13 protein-coding genes are annotated in these 15,931 nt (G+C 74.1%); 8 read left to right on the forward strand and 5 right to left on the reverse strand.

What is annotated here, in order from left to right:
• Positions 1-98: 98 nt before the first annotated feature.
• From XF36_RS24560 to XF36_RS33050, 3 genes are read left to right on the forward strand one after another with little or no spacing between them, the layout of a single operon-like run.
• A complete protein-coding gene (locus XF36_RS24560; protein ID WP_060713789.1) occupies positions 99-1,238 on the forward strand; it encodes a 5-methyltetrahydropteroyltriglutamate--homocysteine S-methyltransferase in 1,140 nt (379 codons plus the stop codon).
• Positions 1,239-1,254: 16 nt separating this feature from the next.
• Positions 1,255-1,665: a TfoX/Sxy family protein gene (locus XF36_RS24565; RefSeq protein ID WP_082375634.1), complete on the forward strand. Its 411-nt coding sequence runs from the start codon at positions 1,255-1,257 to the stop codon at positions 1,663-1,665.
• Between the two features lie 10 nt (positions 1,666-1,675).
• A complete protein-coding gene (locus XF36_RS33050; RefSeq protein WP_060713790.1) occupies positions 1,676-2,419 on the forward strand; it encodes a class I SAM-dependent methyltransferase in 744 nt (247 codons plus the stop codon).
• A 210-nt stretch (positions 2,420-2,629) separates the two neighbouring features.
• On the opposite strand, the gene XF36_RS24575 is transcribed toward XF36_RS33050, so the two are convergent.
• From XF36_RS24575 to XF36_RS24585, 3 genes are all read right to left on the reverse strand, one after another.
• Positions 2,630-3,373 (reverse strand): iron-sulfur cluster assembly protein, encoded by a 744-nt coding sequence (locus XF36_RS24575; RefSeq protein ID WP_020625499.1) that lies wholly within the window; start codon positions 3,371-3,373, stop codon positions 2,630-2,632.
• The gene (locus tag XF36_RS24580; protein ID WP_020625500.1) at positions 3,370-4,437 is read right to left on the reverse strand and encodes an amidohydrolase family protein; all 1,068 of its coding nucleotides are present in this window, start codon (positions 4,435-4,437) and stop codon (positions 3,370-3,372) included. Before XF36_RS24580 ends, XF36_RS24575 begins: the two co-directional genes overlap by 4 nt.
• A gap of 87 nt (positions 4,438-4,524) precedes the next feature.
• A complete protein-coding gene (locus XF36_RS24585; protein ID WP_060713791.1) occupies positions 4,525-5,553 on the reverse strand; it encodes an NAD(P)-dependent alcohol dehydrogenase in 1,029 nt (342 codons plus the stop codon).
• A gap of 188 nt (positions 5,554-5,741) precedes the next feature.
• Between XF36_RS24585 and XF36_RS24590 the strand changes: the two genes are divergently transcribed.
• From XF36_RS24590 to XF36_RS24600, 3 genes are read left to right on the forward strand one after another with little or no spacing between them, the layout of a single operon-like run.
• Complete coding sequence (locus XF36_RS24590) at positions 5,742-6,197, forward strand: DUF4442 domain-containing protein (RefSeq protein ID WP_060713792.1); 456 nt, start codon at positions 5,742-5,744, stop codon at positions 6,195-6,197.
• A gap of 26 nt (positions 6,198-6,223) precedes the next feature.
• Entirely contained in the window at positions 6,224-6,883 is a 660-nt protein-coding gene (locus XF36_RS24595; RefSeq protein ID WP_060713793.1) for an NAD(P)H-binding protein, read from the forward strand.
• Between the two features lie 34 nt (positions 6,884-6,917).
• Complete coding sequence (locus XF36_RS24600) at positions 6,918-8,321, forward strand: dihydrolipoyl dehydrogenase family protein (RefSeq protein ID WP_060713794.1); 1,404 nt, start codon at positions 6,918-6,920, stop codon at positions 8,319-8,321.
• 100 nt (positions 8,322-8,421) lie between these two features.
• Here the strand turns inward: XF36_RS24600 and XF36_RS34550 are convergent, their stop codons facing one another.
• Entirely contained in the window at positions 8,422-9,309 is an 888-nt protein-coding gene (locus XF36_RS34550; protein ID WP_060713795.1) for a DUF6474 family protein, read from the reverse strand.
• A gap of 156 nt (positions 9,310-9,465) precedes the next feature.
• Between XF36_RS34550 and XF36_RS24610 the strand changes: the two genes are divergently transcribed.
• Together XF36_RS24610 and XF36_RS24615 are read left to right on the forward strand one after the other, a co-directional pair.
• Positions 9,466-11,196, forward strand: a complete 1,731-nt coding sequence (locus XF36_RS24610) for a TM0106 family RecB-like putative nuclease (protein ID WP_060713796.1) — start codon at positions 9,466-9,468, stop codon at positions 11,194-11,196.
• A gap of 24 nt (positions 11,197-11,220) precedes the next feature.
• A complete protein-coding gene (locus XF36_RS24615) occupies positions 11,221-13,029 on the forward strand; it encodes a gamma-glutamyltransferase family protein (RefSeq protein WP_064485500.1) in 1,809 nt (602 codons plus the stop codon).
• A gap of 98 nt (positions 13,030-13,127) precedes the next feature.
• Here XF36_RS24615 and XF36_RS24620 read toward each other — a convergent pair whose 3' ends face one another.
• Positions 13,128-15,929, reverse strand: coding sequence for an MFS transporter (locus tag XF36_RS24620; RefSeq protein ID WP_064485501.1), 2,802 nt, complete (start codon positions 15,927-15,929; stop codon positions 13,128-13,130).
• Between the last annotated feature and the right edge of the window lie 2 nt (positions 15,930-15,931).

The raw sequence follows: 15,931 nt of genomic DNA on the forward strand, positions 1-15,931 counted from the left end.
CCGGCCAGGGTGGCCCGATGGGCGACGGGGTGCGATGGACCTTCCATCATCCGGAAGTGATGTCGGCGGACATGCGGACACGGCGATACGTTCGCCGGATGCCGGAGAAGACAGTGGAGTCGCTCGTCCGCACCGTCCCGCCCTTCCGGGCCGACCACGTCGGCTCACTGCTGCGGCCGCCCGCCCTGCTCGCCGCCCGGGAGCGGCACGCCGCGGGTGAGCTCGACGCCGCGGGCCTGCGCGCGGCCGAGGACGCGGCGATCACCGACGTCGTCGCGCTGCAGGAGTCGGTCGGCCTGCGGTCGGCCACCGACGGCGAGTTCCGCCGCACCTCCTGGCACATGGACTTCATCTACGCCCTCGGCGGCGTCACGAAGACCTCCGGCCGGGTCGAGGTCGCGATGCGCAACGCGGCGGGCCAGAACAACTTCACCTCCGCCGGGATGACGGTCGACGGCCGGGTGCACCTCGACGAACCCGTCTTCGCCTCGGCGTTCGACTACCTCACGCAGGTCACCACGGCGACCCCCAAGCTGACGATCCCCTCGCCGAGCATGGTCTACGCCCGCGGCGGCCGGGCGGTCATCTCCACCGACGTCTACCCCGACATCGAGGAGTTCTGGTCCGACCTGTCCGGCGCCTACGCCGACCAGCTCCGGGCGATGTACGACCGCGGGTGCCGCTACCTGCAGCTCGACGACACCGCGCTGGCCTACCTGAACGACCCGGCGCACCGTGAGCAGCTCGCCGCGAAGGGCGACGACCCGGACACCCAGCACCTGCGCTACATCCGCCAGATCAACGCCGCCATCGCCGACCGGCCGTCGGACATGTACGTCACCACCCACATGTGCCGGGGCAACTACCGGTCCTCGTGGGCCGCGGAGGGCGGCTACGACCACGTCGCCGAGGCGCTGTTCGGCACCCTCGGCGTCGACGGCTTCTTCTGCGAGTTCGACGACGAGCGCTCCGGTGGTTTCGCCCCGCTGCGGTTCGTCCCGAGGGGCAAGCAGGTGGTGCTCGGGCTGGTCACGACCAAGTCCGGGGCGTTGGAGGACCCGGCCGCGCTCAAGCGCCGGATCGACGAGGCGGCGCGGTACGTGCCGCTGGACCAGCTGTGCCTGTCGCCGCAGTGCGGGTTCTCCTCCACCGTCGAGGGCAACGAGCTGACCGTCGACGACCAGAAGCGCAAGCTGGAGCTGATCGTCTCGGTGGCCGAGGACGTCTGGGGCCGCTGAGGGCCATACTCGCCCGGTGGCCTACGACGAGGGTCTCGCCGCCCGCCTCCGCGCCCTGCTCGCGGGGCGGTCGGTGACCGAGAAGAGGATGTTCGGCGGGTACGCCTTCCTGCTCGACGGGCACCTGACCGTGGCCGCGAGCGGGCGGGGCGGCCTGCTCGTACGGGTGGCCGCGGACCGCTCCGCGGCGCTGCTGGAGCGCCCGCGGAGCGCACGCATGGTGATGGGCGGTCGCGAGATGGCCGGCTGGCTGTGGGTGACCGGCGAGCCCGACGTCGACGACCTCGACGGCCCGGAACTCGCCGGCTGGGTCGCCGAGGCGGTCGCGGTCGTGGAGACCTTGCCACCGAAGCGCGTCCGATCGAAGCCCGTCCGATCGGAGCGTCGAGCCGCGGGGACACCCCCACCGGGGCGCCCGCGGGGCTAGCGTCCGTCGGGTGAGCACCGCTGCCGCGTCCCCGCTGTCCGACCGCGTCCTGGCGGGAACGGCGCCGGGCTCGCGGCTGCTCGACGTCGGCTGCGGGGCCGGACGGCTGCTCGCCGACGCGACGGCGGCCGGGCTGGCCGTCACCGGCGTCGACACCGAACCCCGCGCGCTCGCCGCCGCGGAACGGGCCGTTCCCGGGGTGATGCTGCAGGTCGCCGACGCCCACGAGCTGCCCTTCGCCGAGGACGCGTTCGACCTGGTCGCGCTGGTACAGGTGCTGGAGCACCTCACGAACCCGGTGCTCGCGCTGCGCGAGGCGGGCCGGGTGTGCGCGCCGGGCGGTGCGGTGCGGGCCACGGTCTGGGGCACCCCCGACGAGTGCGACGCCGCGGTCATCGGGGCCGCGCTCGCCCCGCTCACCGGGGCCGCGCCCCCGCCGCCGCAGAACAACCCCGGGCCGGACCGCAGCGGCGTCGGCGCGCCCCCGCTGACCGACCCCGCCCGGCTGGAACGGCTGGCCGGGCTGGCGGTCCGGGAGATCGCCGTCGTGCGGGTCCCGGTGGTGCACGACGACGCCGACGACCTCATCGCCGGCGTGCTCGCGTCCGGTCCGGGGCGCCACGCGGCGCGCCACGCCGGCCCCGCCGCCGTCCGCGCGGCCCTGCTCGACGCCCTGGCCCCGTTCACGCACGGCGCGGGCTACCGCCTCACCGACACCGTGCGCGTCCTGGACGCCGGCCCGCCCGCGGGATGATCCACGGTTCGCGCGCTGATCCGTTCCCCGCGCGTGCCGTGACGCGCGCGGACTGCGGATCAGCGCGCGAACTCTGGGCCGAGCGGACTCGGTGGTGCGAGCGGACCTCGGGCGCGCGGTCTCCGGATGCGTGCGCGGACCCGGGGGGCGCGCACACGTCCGGGCCGCGTCCCTCGGGGAGGGGCGCGGCCCGGGGGTCGCGTGCGGTGGTCAGCGGCCGGCGGTCGCCGCCGTCCGGCCGGTCTCGTAGCGGATCTTCAGCAGGCCCTTGCAGTACTCCCCGTTGGTCTCGATCCCGACCCGCTGCAACCGCGCGCGCCGCAGGTGCAGCGGAACCTGCTCGACGGTCACCGCGGTGCCGTCGGAGTGGATCAGCAGCGGTGCGTCGTCGCCGGCGGGCAGGCCGATCGTCCGCCGGCGGGTCCGCATCCGGGTCAGCTCCTCGGTGTCGGCCTCGGTCCCGGCCAGCTCGCCGAGCGTCAGCCCGGCCAGCTCGTCGGGACCCCGGCCGGCGTCGACGAGCGGGCGGGCCACCCGGTCCTGACCGGCCAGCGCGGCCTTGGCCAGGAACGTGTGCCGCAGCTCGTCCAGCTCGGCCGCGGCCTCCCCGTTGATCGAGCCCTCGAAGGACTTGACGAACCCGGCGTGCGCCGCGACCCCACCGTTGATCTCGTCGGAGGCGTGGTGGTCGGCCAGCGTCACCTCCGCCCTCGTCACTCCCGGTACCGCGGTCACCGCGTCGTAGGCGTCGGCGACCATCAGGAACGAGAAGTTCGGAGCGCAGAAGAACGTCGGCAGCCGGAGCCCGACGGTGACCTCACCGGCGGGCGAGACGGTCCACGACTCGACGAAGTCGAGCTCGGTGATCGGCTCGTCCAGCTCCGGGTCGAGCACCGTCCCCAGCGCCGACCACACGGCCTGCCGGAGCGGGCTCTCAGCAGGCCGCGGGGTCACGCCTGCGCCCCCGCTGTGTTGTCGACGAGCTCCTCGCCCGGTGCCATGGGCTCGTCGGCGGTGGTGTCGGGCAGCCGGCAGTCGGCCGGGACCTCGATGTCGTAGAGCTTCGCCGCGTTGAGGCCGAGGATCTTCTTCTTCGACGCGGTGGTGAGGCGCGGGTAGTCGGCGAACTGGTCGTCGTCGGGCATCTGCCAGTCGACCAGGCCCTCGACCTGCCACTTCGGCGTCCAGATGTTGTAGTCGCTGCCGAAGGTCATCTTGTCCTCGCCGACCCAGAACAGCAGCTCGCCCATCACCTTGGCGAAGAACTTCGGACGGGCGTGCATCAGGCCGCCGACGACGACCGACAGACCGGCGTAGACGTTGGGCTCCTGCACCGCCATGAAGCAGAAGTCCTCGATGCGCGGCAGGCCGACGTGCTCGACGATGAAGTTCAGGCCCTGGAAGTCGGTGGCCGCGTGGTCGACGTCGGCGACGTCGAACGCGTCCTTGTCCAGCGGCCAGATCGTCGGGCCCTTGTGGACGTGGATGTTCTTGATGCCCAGCTCCTGGGCCCGCTCCAGGAAGCGGTAGCACTCCGGGTCGGTGAGCTTGTAGCCGCGGGAGCTGCCGTTCCACTCCGCGGTGTAGAGCTTCACGCCCTTGTGCCGGTACTTCGCGCAGTCCGCCTCGAACTCCTTCATACCCTCGTCGCCGTCACGCGGGTCGAAACGCCCGTTGACGATGATCCGGTCGCCCCATTTCTCCAGCAGCGCCGCGTTCTGGTCGGCGGTGTTGAAGCCGTTCTTGTACCACTCCTTGAGGTACGTCGACTGGAAGATCGAGTGGTCGACGTGGCCCTCGATGAAGACGTCGCGCTCGAAGTCGTCCTGCGAGACCTTGAGGTAGTGCTCCCAGTCCCAGTGGGTCTCGGGCGGGCCGAGCTGGTGGTAGCCGTAGAAGCAGTCGATCCAGCCCTTGGCGTACTGCTCGCGACCCTCGACCCAGTTCTCCCTGGAGGCGTCCCAGAAGTGGCTGTGGGAGTCGACGATGAAGTACTTCTCGCCGTCCTTCTCGTACATGTGGTTCCTCCTGCGTCAGCAGCTCTGCTGATCGGTGGTGGGTCAGGGAAAGAACGTTCGTCTTGTACGTACGTATGACTGTCCAGGTCAGGGAACGAGGATCGCCCGGCCGCGGACCTTGCCCGCGTCCAGGTCGTGCAGCGCCTCCAGTGCCTGGTCGAGCTTGTACTGGACGGTGTGCAGGGTGACCTTCCCGGCCTGGGCCAGGACCATGAGCTCGGCCAGGTCGTTGTAGGTGCCGACGATGTTGCCGATGACGTTCTTCTCGCCGGCGACGAAGTCCAGCGTGGGGGCGGACAGGGTGCCGCCGTAGCCGAGGACGAAGTTGTAGCCGGCCGGGCCGGTCATCGCCCAGGCGTCGTTCTCCGCGCCCTGCTCGGCGACGAAGTCGAAGACCACCGTGGCGCCGCCACCGGTGAGCTCCTGGACCACCTCGACCTGGTTGCCGTCGGCGACGACCGTCTCCTCGGCGCCGATCTGCTTCGCCAGCTCCAGTGCGTCCGGGTTCCGGTCCACGACGATGATCTTGGTGGCGGTCAGCGCGGCGAGGGCCTGGATGCCGATGTGGCCCAGCCCGCCCGCGCCCTGCACGACCGCGGTGGTGCCCGGGTAGAGGAACGGCACCGCCTTGCGGACCGCGTGGTAGGCCGTGATGCCCGCGTCGGCGAGCGCGGCGACGTCGGCCGGGTTGGTGTCCGGGTTCAGCTTCACGCAGGACCGCGCGGTGGTGCGCAGGTACTCGGCCATGCCGCCGTCGTCGTTCGACAGGCCGGGGAAGAACGCGTCCCCGGTGCACTGCATGTCGCGCCCGTAGCGGCACATGGTGCACAGTCCGCACGACGGCTGCGGGTGCAGGATGACGGTGTCGCCGACCTTGACGTTGGTGACGCCGTCGCCGACCGCGTGCACCCAGCCCGCGTTCTCGTGGCCGATCACGTAGGGCAGGTCGGGGTTCTGGATGTCGGCCCAGTCCCCGTCGATGATGTGGAGGTCGGTGCGGCACACGCCGGCACCGCCGATCTTGACGATGACGTCGAGCGGACCCTGGATCGTCGGTTCCTCGATCTCGTCGATCTGGGGGTCCTGCTTGTACGCGTGCACCCGCACGGCCTTCACTGGCGGTACCTCCGAGCCTCGGACGCGCGGCGTTGCGCATCGTGGTGGTGGGACTAGGTGTGCCTGCTGTCACATCGATCTCAACCCCGTTGCGCACGACGGACAAGGGGGTTCGTTCTCGCACAGCGAGAACCGTGAGGAAACGGGCGTCGCTTTCCCTGGAGGTTACTGACGAGTAGGGTCGGCTCATGGCTGATGACGCGAGCTGGGTCGCCGGTGCGATGACGCAGGCGGTGCCGTGGGTGACCACCGCCGGGATCACCTTCGGGGCGATCACCACCGACCGGGTCGAGGCGTTCCTCCCCGACCGCTCCGACCAGCACAACCACGTCGGCGGGCCGCACGCCGCGGTGATGTTCGGACTGGGCGAGACCGCCTCCGGCGCGGTCGGCCTGGCCGCGTTCGCCTCGGCCGGGGACCGCGCCGTACCGCTGGTCGTGCGCTCGGAGATCCGCTACCTCAAGCTCGCCAAGGGCGACCTGCGGGCCGAGGCCGTGCTGACCCGCCCGGCCGGTGAGGTGCTCGCCGAGCTCGACGCCGGGAACTGCCCGGAGTTCACCGTCGACGTCACCATCACCGACGCCCAGGGTGTGCAGACCGGCGCCATGACGATCGTCTGGACGCTCAAGCCGACCAAGCGGTGAGCGCCCGTCCGGCCTAGCGTGGCCGCATGGACGTGGTCATCGCCGGAGGACACGGACAGATCGCGCTGCGACTGTCCACCCTGCTCGCCGGGCAGGGACACACGGTGCGCTCGATCGTGCGCAACCCCGACCACACCGACGACGTGACGGCCACCGGCGCGTCCGTGGTCGTCGCCGACCTGGAGGAGGTCGCCGCCGGGGACCTGGCGGCGCACCTGACCGGTGCCGACGCCGTCGTCTTCGCGGCGGGGGCCGGGCCGGACAGCGGCGTGGCCCGCAAGGAGACCGTCGACCGCGACGGCGCCACCCTGCTCGCCGACGCGGCCGCGACCGCCGGGATCCGCCGCTACGTGCTCGTCTCCTCGCCCGGGGTGGACGCCGAGCCCGACCCCGAGCGCGGCGAGGTGTGGGCGGCCTACATCCGCGCGAAGAAGGCCGCCGAGGTCGCGATCCGCGCCGACGGGCGTCTCGACGCGACGATCCTGCGTCCCGGGAGGCTCACGAACGACCCGGGCACCGGGCGCGTCACCCTGGCCCCGCCGCCGGTGCCCTACGGTGAGGTGACCCGCGACGACTCCGCCGCGACCGTCGCCGCGCTGCTGGCCGCTCCGGGCACCGCGGGCACGACGCTGGAGCTGCGCGGGGGCGACACCGAGCTGGGCGACGCCGTCACCGCCCTGGGGTGACATGACACGGCCCTCCTGCGGGAAGGTCGGTGCCATGAGCGAGCAGAGCTACGACGTCGTCGTGATCGGAGCGGGCCCGGTCGGTGAGAACGCCGCCGGCTACGCGGTGGACGCCGGCCTGTCCACGGCGCTGGTGGAGGCCGAGCTGCTCGGCGGGGAGTGCTCGTACTGGGCCTGCATCCCGTCGAAGGCACTGCTGCGCACCCCGCAGGCCGTCGCCGACGCCCGGCGGCTGCCCGGGGTGCGGGCCGAGTTCGACCCGGTGAAGGTCCTCGAACGCCGCACGGGCTTCACCTCCGACTGGGACGACAGCGGCCAGGTGCAGTGGGCCGAGGGTGCCGGGGTCACCGTGCTGCGTGGCCGGGGGCGGCTGGCCGGGACCAGGCGCGTCGTCGTGACCGCGGCCGACGGCACCGAGACCGAGGTGACCGCGCGCCACGCCGTCGTCGTCGCGACCGGCAGCGTGCCGGTCGTCCCGCACGTCGCTGGGCTGGACACGGTCGAGTACTGGGGCTCGCGCGAGGCGACCTCGGTGAAGGAGGTCCCGCGCCGGCTCGGGGTGCTCGGCGGCGGTGTCGTCGGCTGCGAGATGGCATTGGCCCACGCCCGGCTGGGCGCCCGGGTCACGCTGTTCAACCACGGCGACCGGGTGCTGCCCAGTACCGAGCCGCAGGCCTCCGAACGGGTCGCAGCCGGGCTGCGGGAGGCCGGCGTCGACCTGCGGCTGGGCACCGGCCTGGACGAGGTGCGCCGGGCCGGGGACGCGACGGTGCTGCGCGGGGGCGGGGACGAGGTCGAGGTGGACCGGCTGCTCGTCGCGACCGGGCGCCGTCCGGCGACCGACGGGCTGGACCTGGACTCGGTCGGGGTGGGCCTCGGGCGGCGCGGCGAGATCGTCGTCGACGACTCGGGGCTGGCCGCCGGGGACTGGCTCTACGCCGTCGGCGATGTCAACGGGCGGGCCCCGCTCACCCACCAGGGCAAGTACCAGGACCGGATCGCCGCGCACGCGATCGCCGCGCGCGCCGCGGGCCGTCCGCTCGACGACGCCGCGTGGGGCGAGGACGCGGCGACCGCCGACCACCACGCGGTGCCCCAGGTCGTGTTCACCGACCCCGAGGTCGCCTGGGTCGGCCGGACGGCGGCGGTCGCCCGCGCCGAGGGACTCGACGTGCGGGTGGTCGACATGGACATCGCCGTCGCCGGGTCCTCGCTCACCGCGGACGACTGGTCCGGCCGGGTGATCGCCGTCGTCGACCCGCAGCGCGAGGTGCTGCTCGGGGTCACCTTCGTCGGGCCCGGGGTCGCCGAGCTGCTGCATGCGGCGACGATCGCGGTGGTCGGCGAGGTGCCGCTGTCCCGGCTGTGGCACGCCGTGCCGGCATTCCCCACGATCAGCGAGGTGTGGCTGCGGCTGCTGGAGAACTACCGCGCGTAGCGCGCTCGACCCCGCGGGTGGCACGCGCGGCCTCGCGCGTGGTGCCGCGTGGTTGAACCGTCCTGCGGGCCCGGTGTCGACCGGGCCCGCAGGAGCGGACTCAGGAGCGGACGCCCAGGTGGTCGAGCAGGCGGACCTCGAGGCGGTCCAGGTCGGCCGACACCGTGCGGAAGGCGGCCTTGCGGCGGGCGGCGGGCATGTTCTCCGCGGCCCGGACGGCGGCGGCGAGGTCGTGCAGCCGCGGCTCGGTCTCGTCGGCGAACCGCTTGGCGGCCTGGTCGCGGTCGACGGTCCCGTCCTCGCGCAGCTCGGTGATGGTGCGCGCGATCCGGGACAGCCGCGCGTGCAGCCGGCCGCCGGGGCCGGAGTAGCCGCCCAGCTCGTCCGGGGACACGCCGAGGCGCCGGGAGCGGTGGTCGTCGAGGCGGTGACGCAGCGACCCGGCCGCGGCCATCGCGTACGGCGCCAGCAGCGGCGCGAGGACCTTGGCCATGCCCAGGTAGCGCTGGACCTTCTTGGCGTTCCACTCGCGGGCCCTGCGCTCGCGCTCGGCCTGCTTCGCGGCCAGCGTGTCGCTCTTGAGCCTGCCCTTCTCCGCGGCGTGCGCGGCCTTGGCCTCGGCCTTGCGGGCGCTCGCGTCGGCCTTCGCGGCCGACTTGGCGACCTTCCGGTCGGCCGAGCGGGCCTTGAGGTCGGCCGAGCTCAGCAGGCTGTTCGCGGTGGCGGTGCCCTCCCCGACGGCGCGACGCGTGCTGCGTGCGGCCCTGCGGCCGGCCTTCTCCGCCCGTCGTGACGCCGCCTCGGCCTTCTTGCGGGCCTTCACCGCGCGCCGGTGCAGCTTCTCGGCGGCCTTGTCGGCGGTCTCGCGGGTGTACTCGAGGGTCTGGACCGTGGCCGACTGCACCCGTTCCGACGCGTCGACCGCCGCCTCCCTGGTCGCCGCCGCGGCGCGCTCGCCCGCGCTCGGCTTCCTGCGCAGCAGTCCCATGTCGTGTCCTCCCGGGTCGGCTCGGCAGATGATCGCCGTGTCGACGCAGCCTAGGGCCCCGCCCACCGCCCGCGCAGGACCGACACCACCCGGCCGGGGGAACGGCGCGTCACGCGGATCCGGTCCTGTCGGGGGTGGTCTCTACCCTCGGGAGCCGTGAGCACTTCGACCGGACCCCGTACCGCGCCCCGTGTCCTGCTGGACGCGGCGGCGCTGAGCGGGTGCCGCCGTCGGGTGCACCTGGACCACGCCCCGTCGGCGTCGGAGCGGCCGCGGGCGCTGCCGGATCCGGCGATCGAGCAGCGCCGGGCCGACGCGGCGGCGCACCGGGAGCGGATCGGCGAGCTGCTCGCGCGCACCTGGGGTGCGGACTGGGCGAGCACCTGGCCGGACGGCGCGGCCGCGTCCGCCGGGGCAGGCGCCGGACCGCGGGCGGCCAGGGCGGAGCGCACGGCCGAGCTCGTCGCGGCCGGTGCGCCGCTGATCTGGGGCGCGGTCCTGCCCGTCGACGGCGACCGGCGCGGCACCGCGGAGCTGCTCGTGCGCGCGCCCACCGGGGGCTACGTCCCGCTGCTCGTCGTGCGCCGCCGGATCACCGATCCGGGGGAGGGGGCGCGCACCACCGCCGTCACCGACCCGTGGCCGCAGCGGGCCCGGCACGACCCGGACCGCAAGGTCCGCTCCCAGCCGCGAGACCTGCTGGCCCTGGCCCAGCTGACCCGGCTGCTGCAGGCCGCTGGCTGGGCGCCGCCGGAGTCGGCCCCGCGGCTCGGCGGTGTGATCGGGCTCGACGCGGACGTGGTCGTCTGGCACGACCTGCGGGCCGGGCACTGGCCCGGCGGCCGGTCCACGCTGGAGGAGTACGACGCCCGGTTCGCCGACCGCGCCGCCGTCGCCCGGTCCGCCGCGACCGGCGGCCCCGCGCTGGCGGCGCCGTCGCGGATCACCGAGTGCCGCCGCTGCCCCTGGTGGCCGACGTGCGAGGCCGAGCTGGAGCAGGTTGACGACGTCAGCCTGGTCGCCCACGGCGAGACGGCGCGGCTGCTGCGGGAGTCGGGCGTCGCGACCGTCGCGGGGCTGGCCGCGCTGGACCCGGCGGCCCCGCCCGCCGAGCTGACCGGTCCGCTGCCCGGGCCGCCGTTCTCCGACCTCGTCGCGCTGGCCCGCGCGCGCCGGCGGGGTCTCGCCGTCGCCCGCCGGGTGCCGCGGGTGCCGGTCAGCCGCGCCGACGTCGAGGTCGACGTCGACATGGAGAGCTTCGGCGAGTCCGGCGCCTACCTGTGGGGTGCGCTGCTGACGCTGCCCGGCGGTGCCCGCGACGGCGACCCGGAGACCGGCTACCGGGCGTTCGCGACCTGGGACCCGCTCCCCACCCGCGACGAGGGCCGCTCGTTCGGCGAGTTCTGGACCTGGTTCACCGGTGTGCGTGCGACCGCGCTCGCATCCGGGCGCACGTTCGCCGCGTACTGCTACAACGAGCAGGCCGAGAACCGCTGGATGTTCGCCTCGGCGCAGCGGTTCGCCGGGATGCCAGGGGTGCCGACCGAGGCCGAGGTGCGCGCGTTCGTCGCGGACCCGTGCTGGGTGGACCTCTACGGCGTGGTCTCCACCTGGTTCCTGTGCGCGCAGGGCAAGGGGCTGAAGAAGATCGCCCCCGCCGCCGGGTTCTCGTGGCGGGACCCGGAGGCGGGCGGGGAGAACTCCATGCGCTGGTACCGCGCCGCCGTCGCGCTCGACGGCGGGGAGCCCGACCCGGTCCAGCGGGAGCGGTTGCTCGGCTACAACACCGATGACGTGCTGGCCACCCACGCGCTGCGGGAGTGGATGTCCTCGGACCGGGTGCTGGAGGTCCCGCTGGTGAGCGAGCTGCGCGACGCCACCGGGTGAGCGCGTCCGTGTGAGGATGCGGGGGTGGCGCCTCGTGGATACGACCGGATCGGGCCGCACGGCGCGGTCAGCAGCACCCACCATCTCGGCACGGCCGCCGCGGCCACGGTGCTGGCGCGGGGCGGGAACGCCTTCGACGCCGCCGTCGCCTGCGGTTTCGTGCTGCAGGTGGTCGAGCCGCACCTGTGCGGGCCGGGTGGTGAGCTGCCCGCCGTGTTCGTCACCGCGAACGACCCGGTCCCGCGGGTGTTGTGCGCCCAGGGCGTCGCCCCGGCCGCCGCGACCGCGCAGCGGGTGCGTGACCTGGGCTGCGCGATCGTCCCCGGTACCGGCCTGCTCCCGGCGACGGTCCCCGGGGCCTGGGACGGCTGGCTGACCTTGCTCCGCGACCACGGAACCTGGGAGCTCGCGGACGTCCTCGCCCCGGCGCTCGACTACGCCGCGGGTGGGTTCCCGCTGGTCCCGCGGGTGCCCGCGGCCATCGGAACGGTCGCCGACCACTTCAGGACGCACTGGCCGTCGTCGGCGGCGACGTGGCTGCCCGACGGCCGGGTCCCCGCCGTGGGCGAGCGGGTGCGGCTGCCCGTGCTGGCCGCGACGTGGCGCCGGCTGCTCGACGAGGCCGTCGGCCCGAGCCGGGAGGCACGCATCGACGCCGCCCGTGACGCGTGGTACCGCGGGTTCGTCGCCGAGGAGATCGGCCGGTTCGCCGCGACCCCGGTCCGTGACGAGACCGGGCGCGACCACACCGGTCTGCTCACCGCCGACGACCTGGCCGGCTGGTCGGCGCACTACGAGGACGCGCTCGTCGCCGACGCCGGGTCCGGCTGGTCGGTCGCGAAGTGCGGCCCGTGGTCGCAGGGGCCGGTCCTGCTGCAGCAGCTGCGGCTGCTCGCCGGGCTGGACCTCGAACTGCCCGGTGGTGTCGCGACCCTCGACACGGTGCACGCCGCCGCCGAGGCCGCGAAGCTCGCCTTCGCCGACCGAGAGGCCTGGTACGGCGACGGCGCGCCCCCCGACCTGCTCGCCGACTTGCTCTCCGACGACTACACCGACGCCCGGCGGGGCCTGATCGCACCGGTGTCGGACAGCGGGCTGCGGCCCGGCTCGCCGGGTGGGCGCACCCCCCGGATCGGCGACTACGCGGCGACGCCGGGCGCCGGGCGTGGCTCCGGGACGGAGGGTCCGGGCACCGGCGAGCCGACGGTGTCGCGGGAAGGCGTCGCCCGTGGGGACACGGTGCACGTCGACGTCGTCGACGCCGCCGGGAACATGATCTCGGTGACGCCGTCGGGGGGCTGGCTGCAGTCGTCGCCGACGATCCCGGAGCTGGGGTTCTGCCTCGGTACCCGCGGCCAGATGTTCTGGCTGGAGGAGGGGCTCGCCAGCACGCTCGCGCCCGGGCGGATGCCGCGCACGACGCTGTCGCCGTCGCTGGCGCTGCGCGACGGCGTGCCCGCGCTGGCCTTCGGGACGCCCGGCGGGGACCAGCAGGACCAGTGGCAGCTCGCGTTCCTGCTCGCGCTCGTGCACGGCGGGCTGGACCTGCAGGCCGCGATCGACGCGCCGACCTGGCACTCGACGGCGTTCCCCGCGTCCTTCGCGCCCCGCGGCTGGGAGCCGCACGGGCTCGTCGTCGAGTCCCGGCTGGGGCCCGACACCCTCGCCGGGCTGACTCGCCGCGGGCACGCCGTGGACGACGCGGGCGCCTGGTCCCTGGGCCGGATGTGCGCGGTCGGGACCGGAGCCGCCGTCCCCGGGGGCGGCGGGCCCGGGACACTGCACGCCGCGGTCGACCCGCGGTCGGGGGTGGGTGCGGCGATCGCGCTGTAGCCGTCACGCCGCCCGGTGTGGTGCCGGAGACGGAGAACGCCCCGCCCCTCCCGTGACGGGAAGGACGGGGCGTTCCACGTGGAACACGGACGGGTGGGTCAGCGGTGCGCCTCGCCCCGCACGCCCTGCTCTCCCTCACGGACGTGCCGCCCGTTCTGTGATCCGTTGCCCGACGCGGCCCCGTTGCCGTTCGTGGACGTGTGCCCGTCGAGCGGGAGCGGGAACTCCACGTCGGAGTGGGTCACCCGGCCCGGCTCGAGGGCGACCACCGTCGCGACCGGGGCGTAGCCGCTGGTCGCGAGGGTGTAGCTGCCCGCGTGCAGGCCCTCGAAGGCGAAGGTCCCGTCCGGGCCGGACAGCCGCGACCCCACGACGGCGCCCTCGGCGACGATCAGCGTGGCCAGCGCGTGCGCCACCGGGTGCCCGTCGGGCGCCGCGGTGACCCGGCCGGTGAGCCGGGAGCGCTGCGGCAGCCGCAGGTCCTGGACCGCCGTGCCGGAGCTCGGCACCTCGACGCCGACCGCCACCGGGTCGACGCCCTCGCCGGCGGCGGTGAGCGTGTAGCGCCCGGCCGGGACGCCGTCGAGCGCCCAGCGTCCGCCCTCACCGGACCGGCCGGCCGCGGCGACGTCGCCGCCGTGGTCGATCAGCGAGACGGTGACCCCGGGCAGCGGGGTGCCCGCGGCGTCGAGCACGGTGCCGCGGATGCCGCTGCTGACCGACAGCCGCACGTCGTGGCGGACCGGTTCGGTGCCGACCGAGACCGTGGCGGCGTGCGGCGGCAGCGCCGCGGAGGCCGCCACGACCAGGAAGCGCCCGGGCTCGGCGACGACGACGCGGTAGTGGCCGTCGCCGTCGGTGGTGGTGCGACCGACCTGGTCGCCGGACAGCCGGGTGACGGTGACGACCGCCCCGGGCACCGGCGCGCCGGTGCTGCCCTGGACCCGTCCGGTGAGGGTCGGACCGTCGCCACCCGTGGAGTGCAGGTGGTCCAGGCCCGCGGCCGCGGCGGCGTCACCGACGGTGCCGTTGTGCGGCCGCGGCCGGGCCTGGGGTGCCGGGTGCGGCGGCTCCTGCCGGGCGACGACGGGCATCGGCGTGGTGGGCGGCGCGATGTCCGCCCGGCGTCCACCGCCGTCGCCCCGGGTGGCGGGAGCGGGTGCCGGGGCGACCGTCGCGAGTGCCTCGGTCGGGACCGATGCGGCGGCACCACCCTCACCGGCGGCCTCGGCCAGGGCGGCCTGGGCGCCGGACATGGTGCGCAGCGGCAGCTCCCGGATGAACAGCACCAGCACGAAGGCCACCGCGATCACGCAGGCCGCGATGAGGAACGCCAGCGTCATCGCGCTGGTGAAGCCCTCCTGGAACGGTGCGGCCAGCCGCGGGTCGATCCGCTGCAGGAACGAGGAGTCGGCGAGCACCGAGCTGGACAGGCCGCCGGCCTGGCCGGACTGCAGTGCCCCGACGACCTGCGCGTCGGCCGGGTCGGCCGCGACGGCGGGGTCGGTCAGCGCGGCCCGGAACGAGCTGGTGCCGAGCGCGGACCGGATGGCGTCGGCGATCTTGTCGCCGGCGGTGGAGAACACCACCGACAGGAAGATCGCGGTGCCGAGCGTGCCGCCCATCTGCCGGAAGAACGTCACCGACGAGGTGGTGACGCCCATGTCGCGTGCGGGCATCGCGTTCTGCACGGCCAGCACCAGGGTCTGCATGCACAGACCGAGGCCGAGGCCGAGCAGCGCCATGGTCAGGTCGAGCTGCCAGATCGGGATCGACGGCGTGACGGTCTGCCACAGCAGCACCATCGCGATCGTGATGAACGCTGTGCCGATCACCGGGAAGATCTTGTAGCGGCCGGTGCGCGAGGTGAGCTGGCCGGAGAGGATCGACGCGACCATGATCCCGCCGACCAGCGGCAGCATCATGAACCCGGCCTCGATCGGCGTCGCGCCGTGCACGATCTGCAGGAACTGCGGCAGCAGTGCGATGCCGCCGAACATCGCCATGCCGATGAGCAGGTTCAGCACCGCGGAGAGCGAGAAGATGCCGGTGCGGAACAGGCGCAGCGGGATCAGCGCGGCGTCGCCGTAGGCCCGTTCGGCCAGCAGGAACAGCAGCAGGCCGACGACGCCGATGACGTAGCAGACGATCGACGAGGTGGAGTCCCAGCCCCACTCGCGTCCCTGCTCGGCGACGATCAGCACCGGCACCAGGCACAAGGTCAGCGCCAGGGCGCCGGGCCAGTCGATCCGGGCCGGCCGCGGGACGTGCGGGATGTTCAGCACCCGCTGCACGACGATCAGCGCGACGAGTCCGATGGGGACGTTGACCAGGAAGATCCAGCGCCACCCCTCGAGCCCCGCGATCGAGTCCACACCGGACAGCAGGCCGCCGATGACCGGGCCGATCACGCTCGACGTGCCGAACACGGCGAGGAAGAAGCCCTGGTAGCGGGCCCGCTCACGCGGCGGGACGATGTCGCCCAGGATGGTCAGCGCCAGCGACATCAGGCCGCCCGCGCCGAGACCCTGCAGCGCGCGGAACGCGGCCAGGGAGTACATCGACCAGGCGAACGTGCAGGCGATCGAGCCGATCAGGAAGATCGAGATCGCGGTCATGAACAGCGGCTTGCGGCCGAAGATGTCGGAGAGCTTGCCGTAGAGCGGGGTGGTGATCGTGCTGGTGATGAGGAAGGCCGTCGTCGCCCACGCCTGCAGGTTGAGACCCGACAGGTCGTCGGCGATGGTGCGGATCGCGGTCGAGACGACCGTCTGGTCCAGGGCGGCCAGGAACATGCCCAGCATCAGTCCACCCAGGACGGTCAGGATCTGCCGGTGCGTCAGCTCGCCGTCGCCGGTGGTGGTGGCGGGGCGCTGCGCACTGGCGGCAGCGGTGGACATTC

It is taken from the genome of Pseudonocardia sp. HH130629-09 (genome assembly GCF_001294645.1).
In the GTDB taxonomy this organism is placed as follows: domain Bacteria; phylum Actinomycetota; class Actinomycetes; order Mycobacteriales; family Pseudonocardiaceae; genus Pseudonocardia.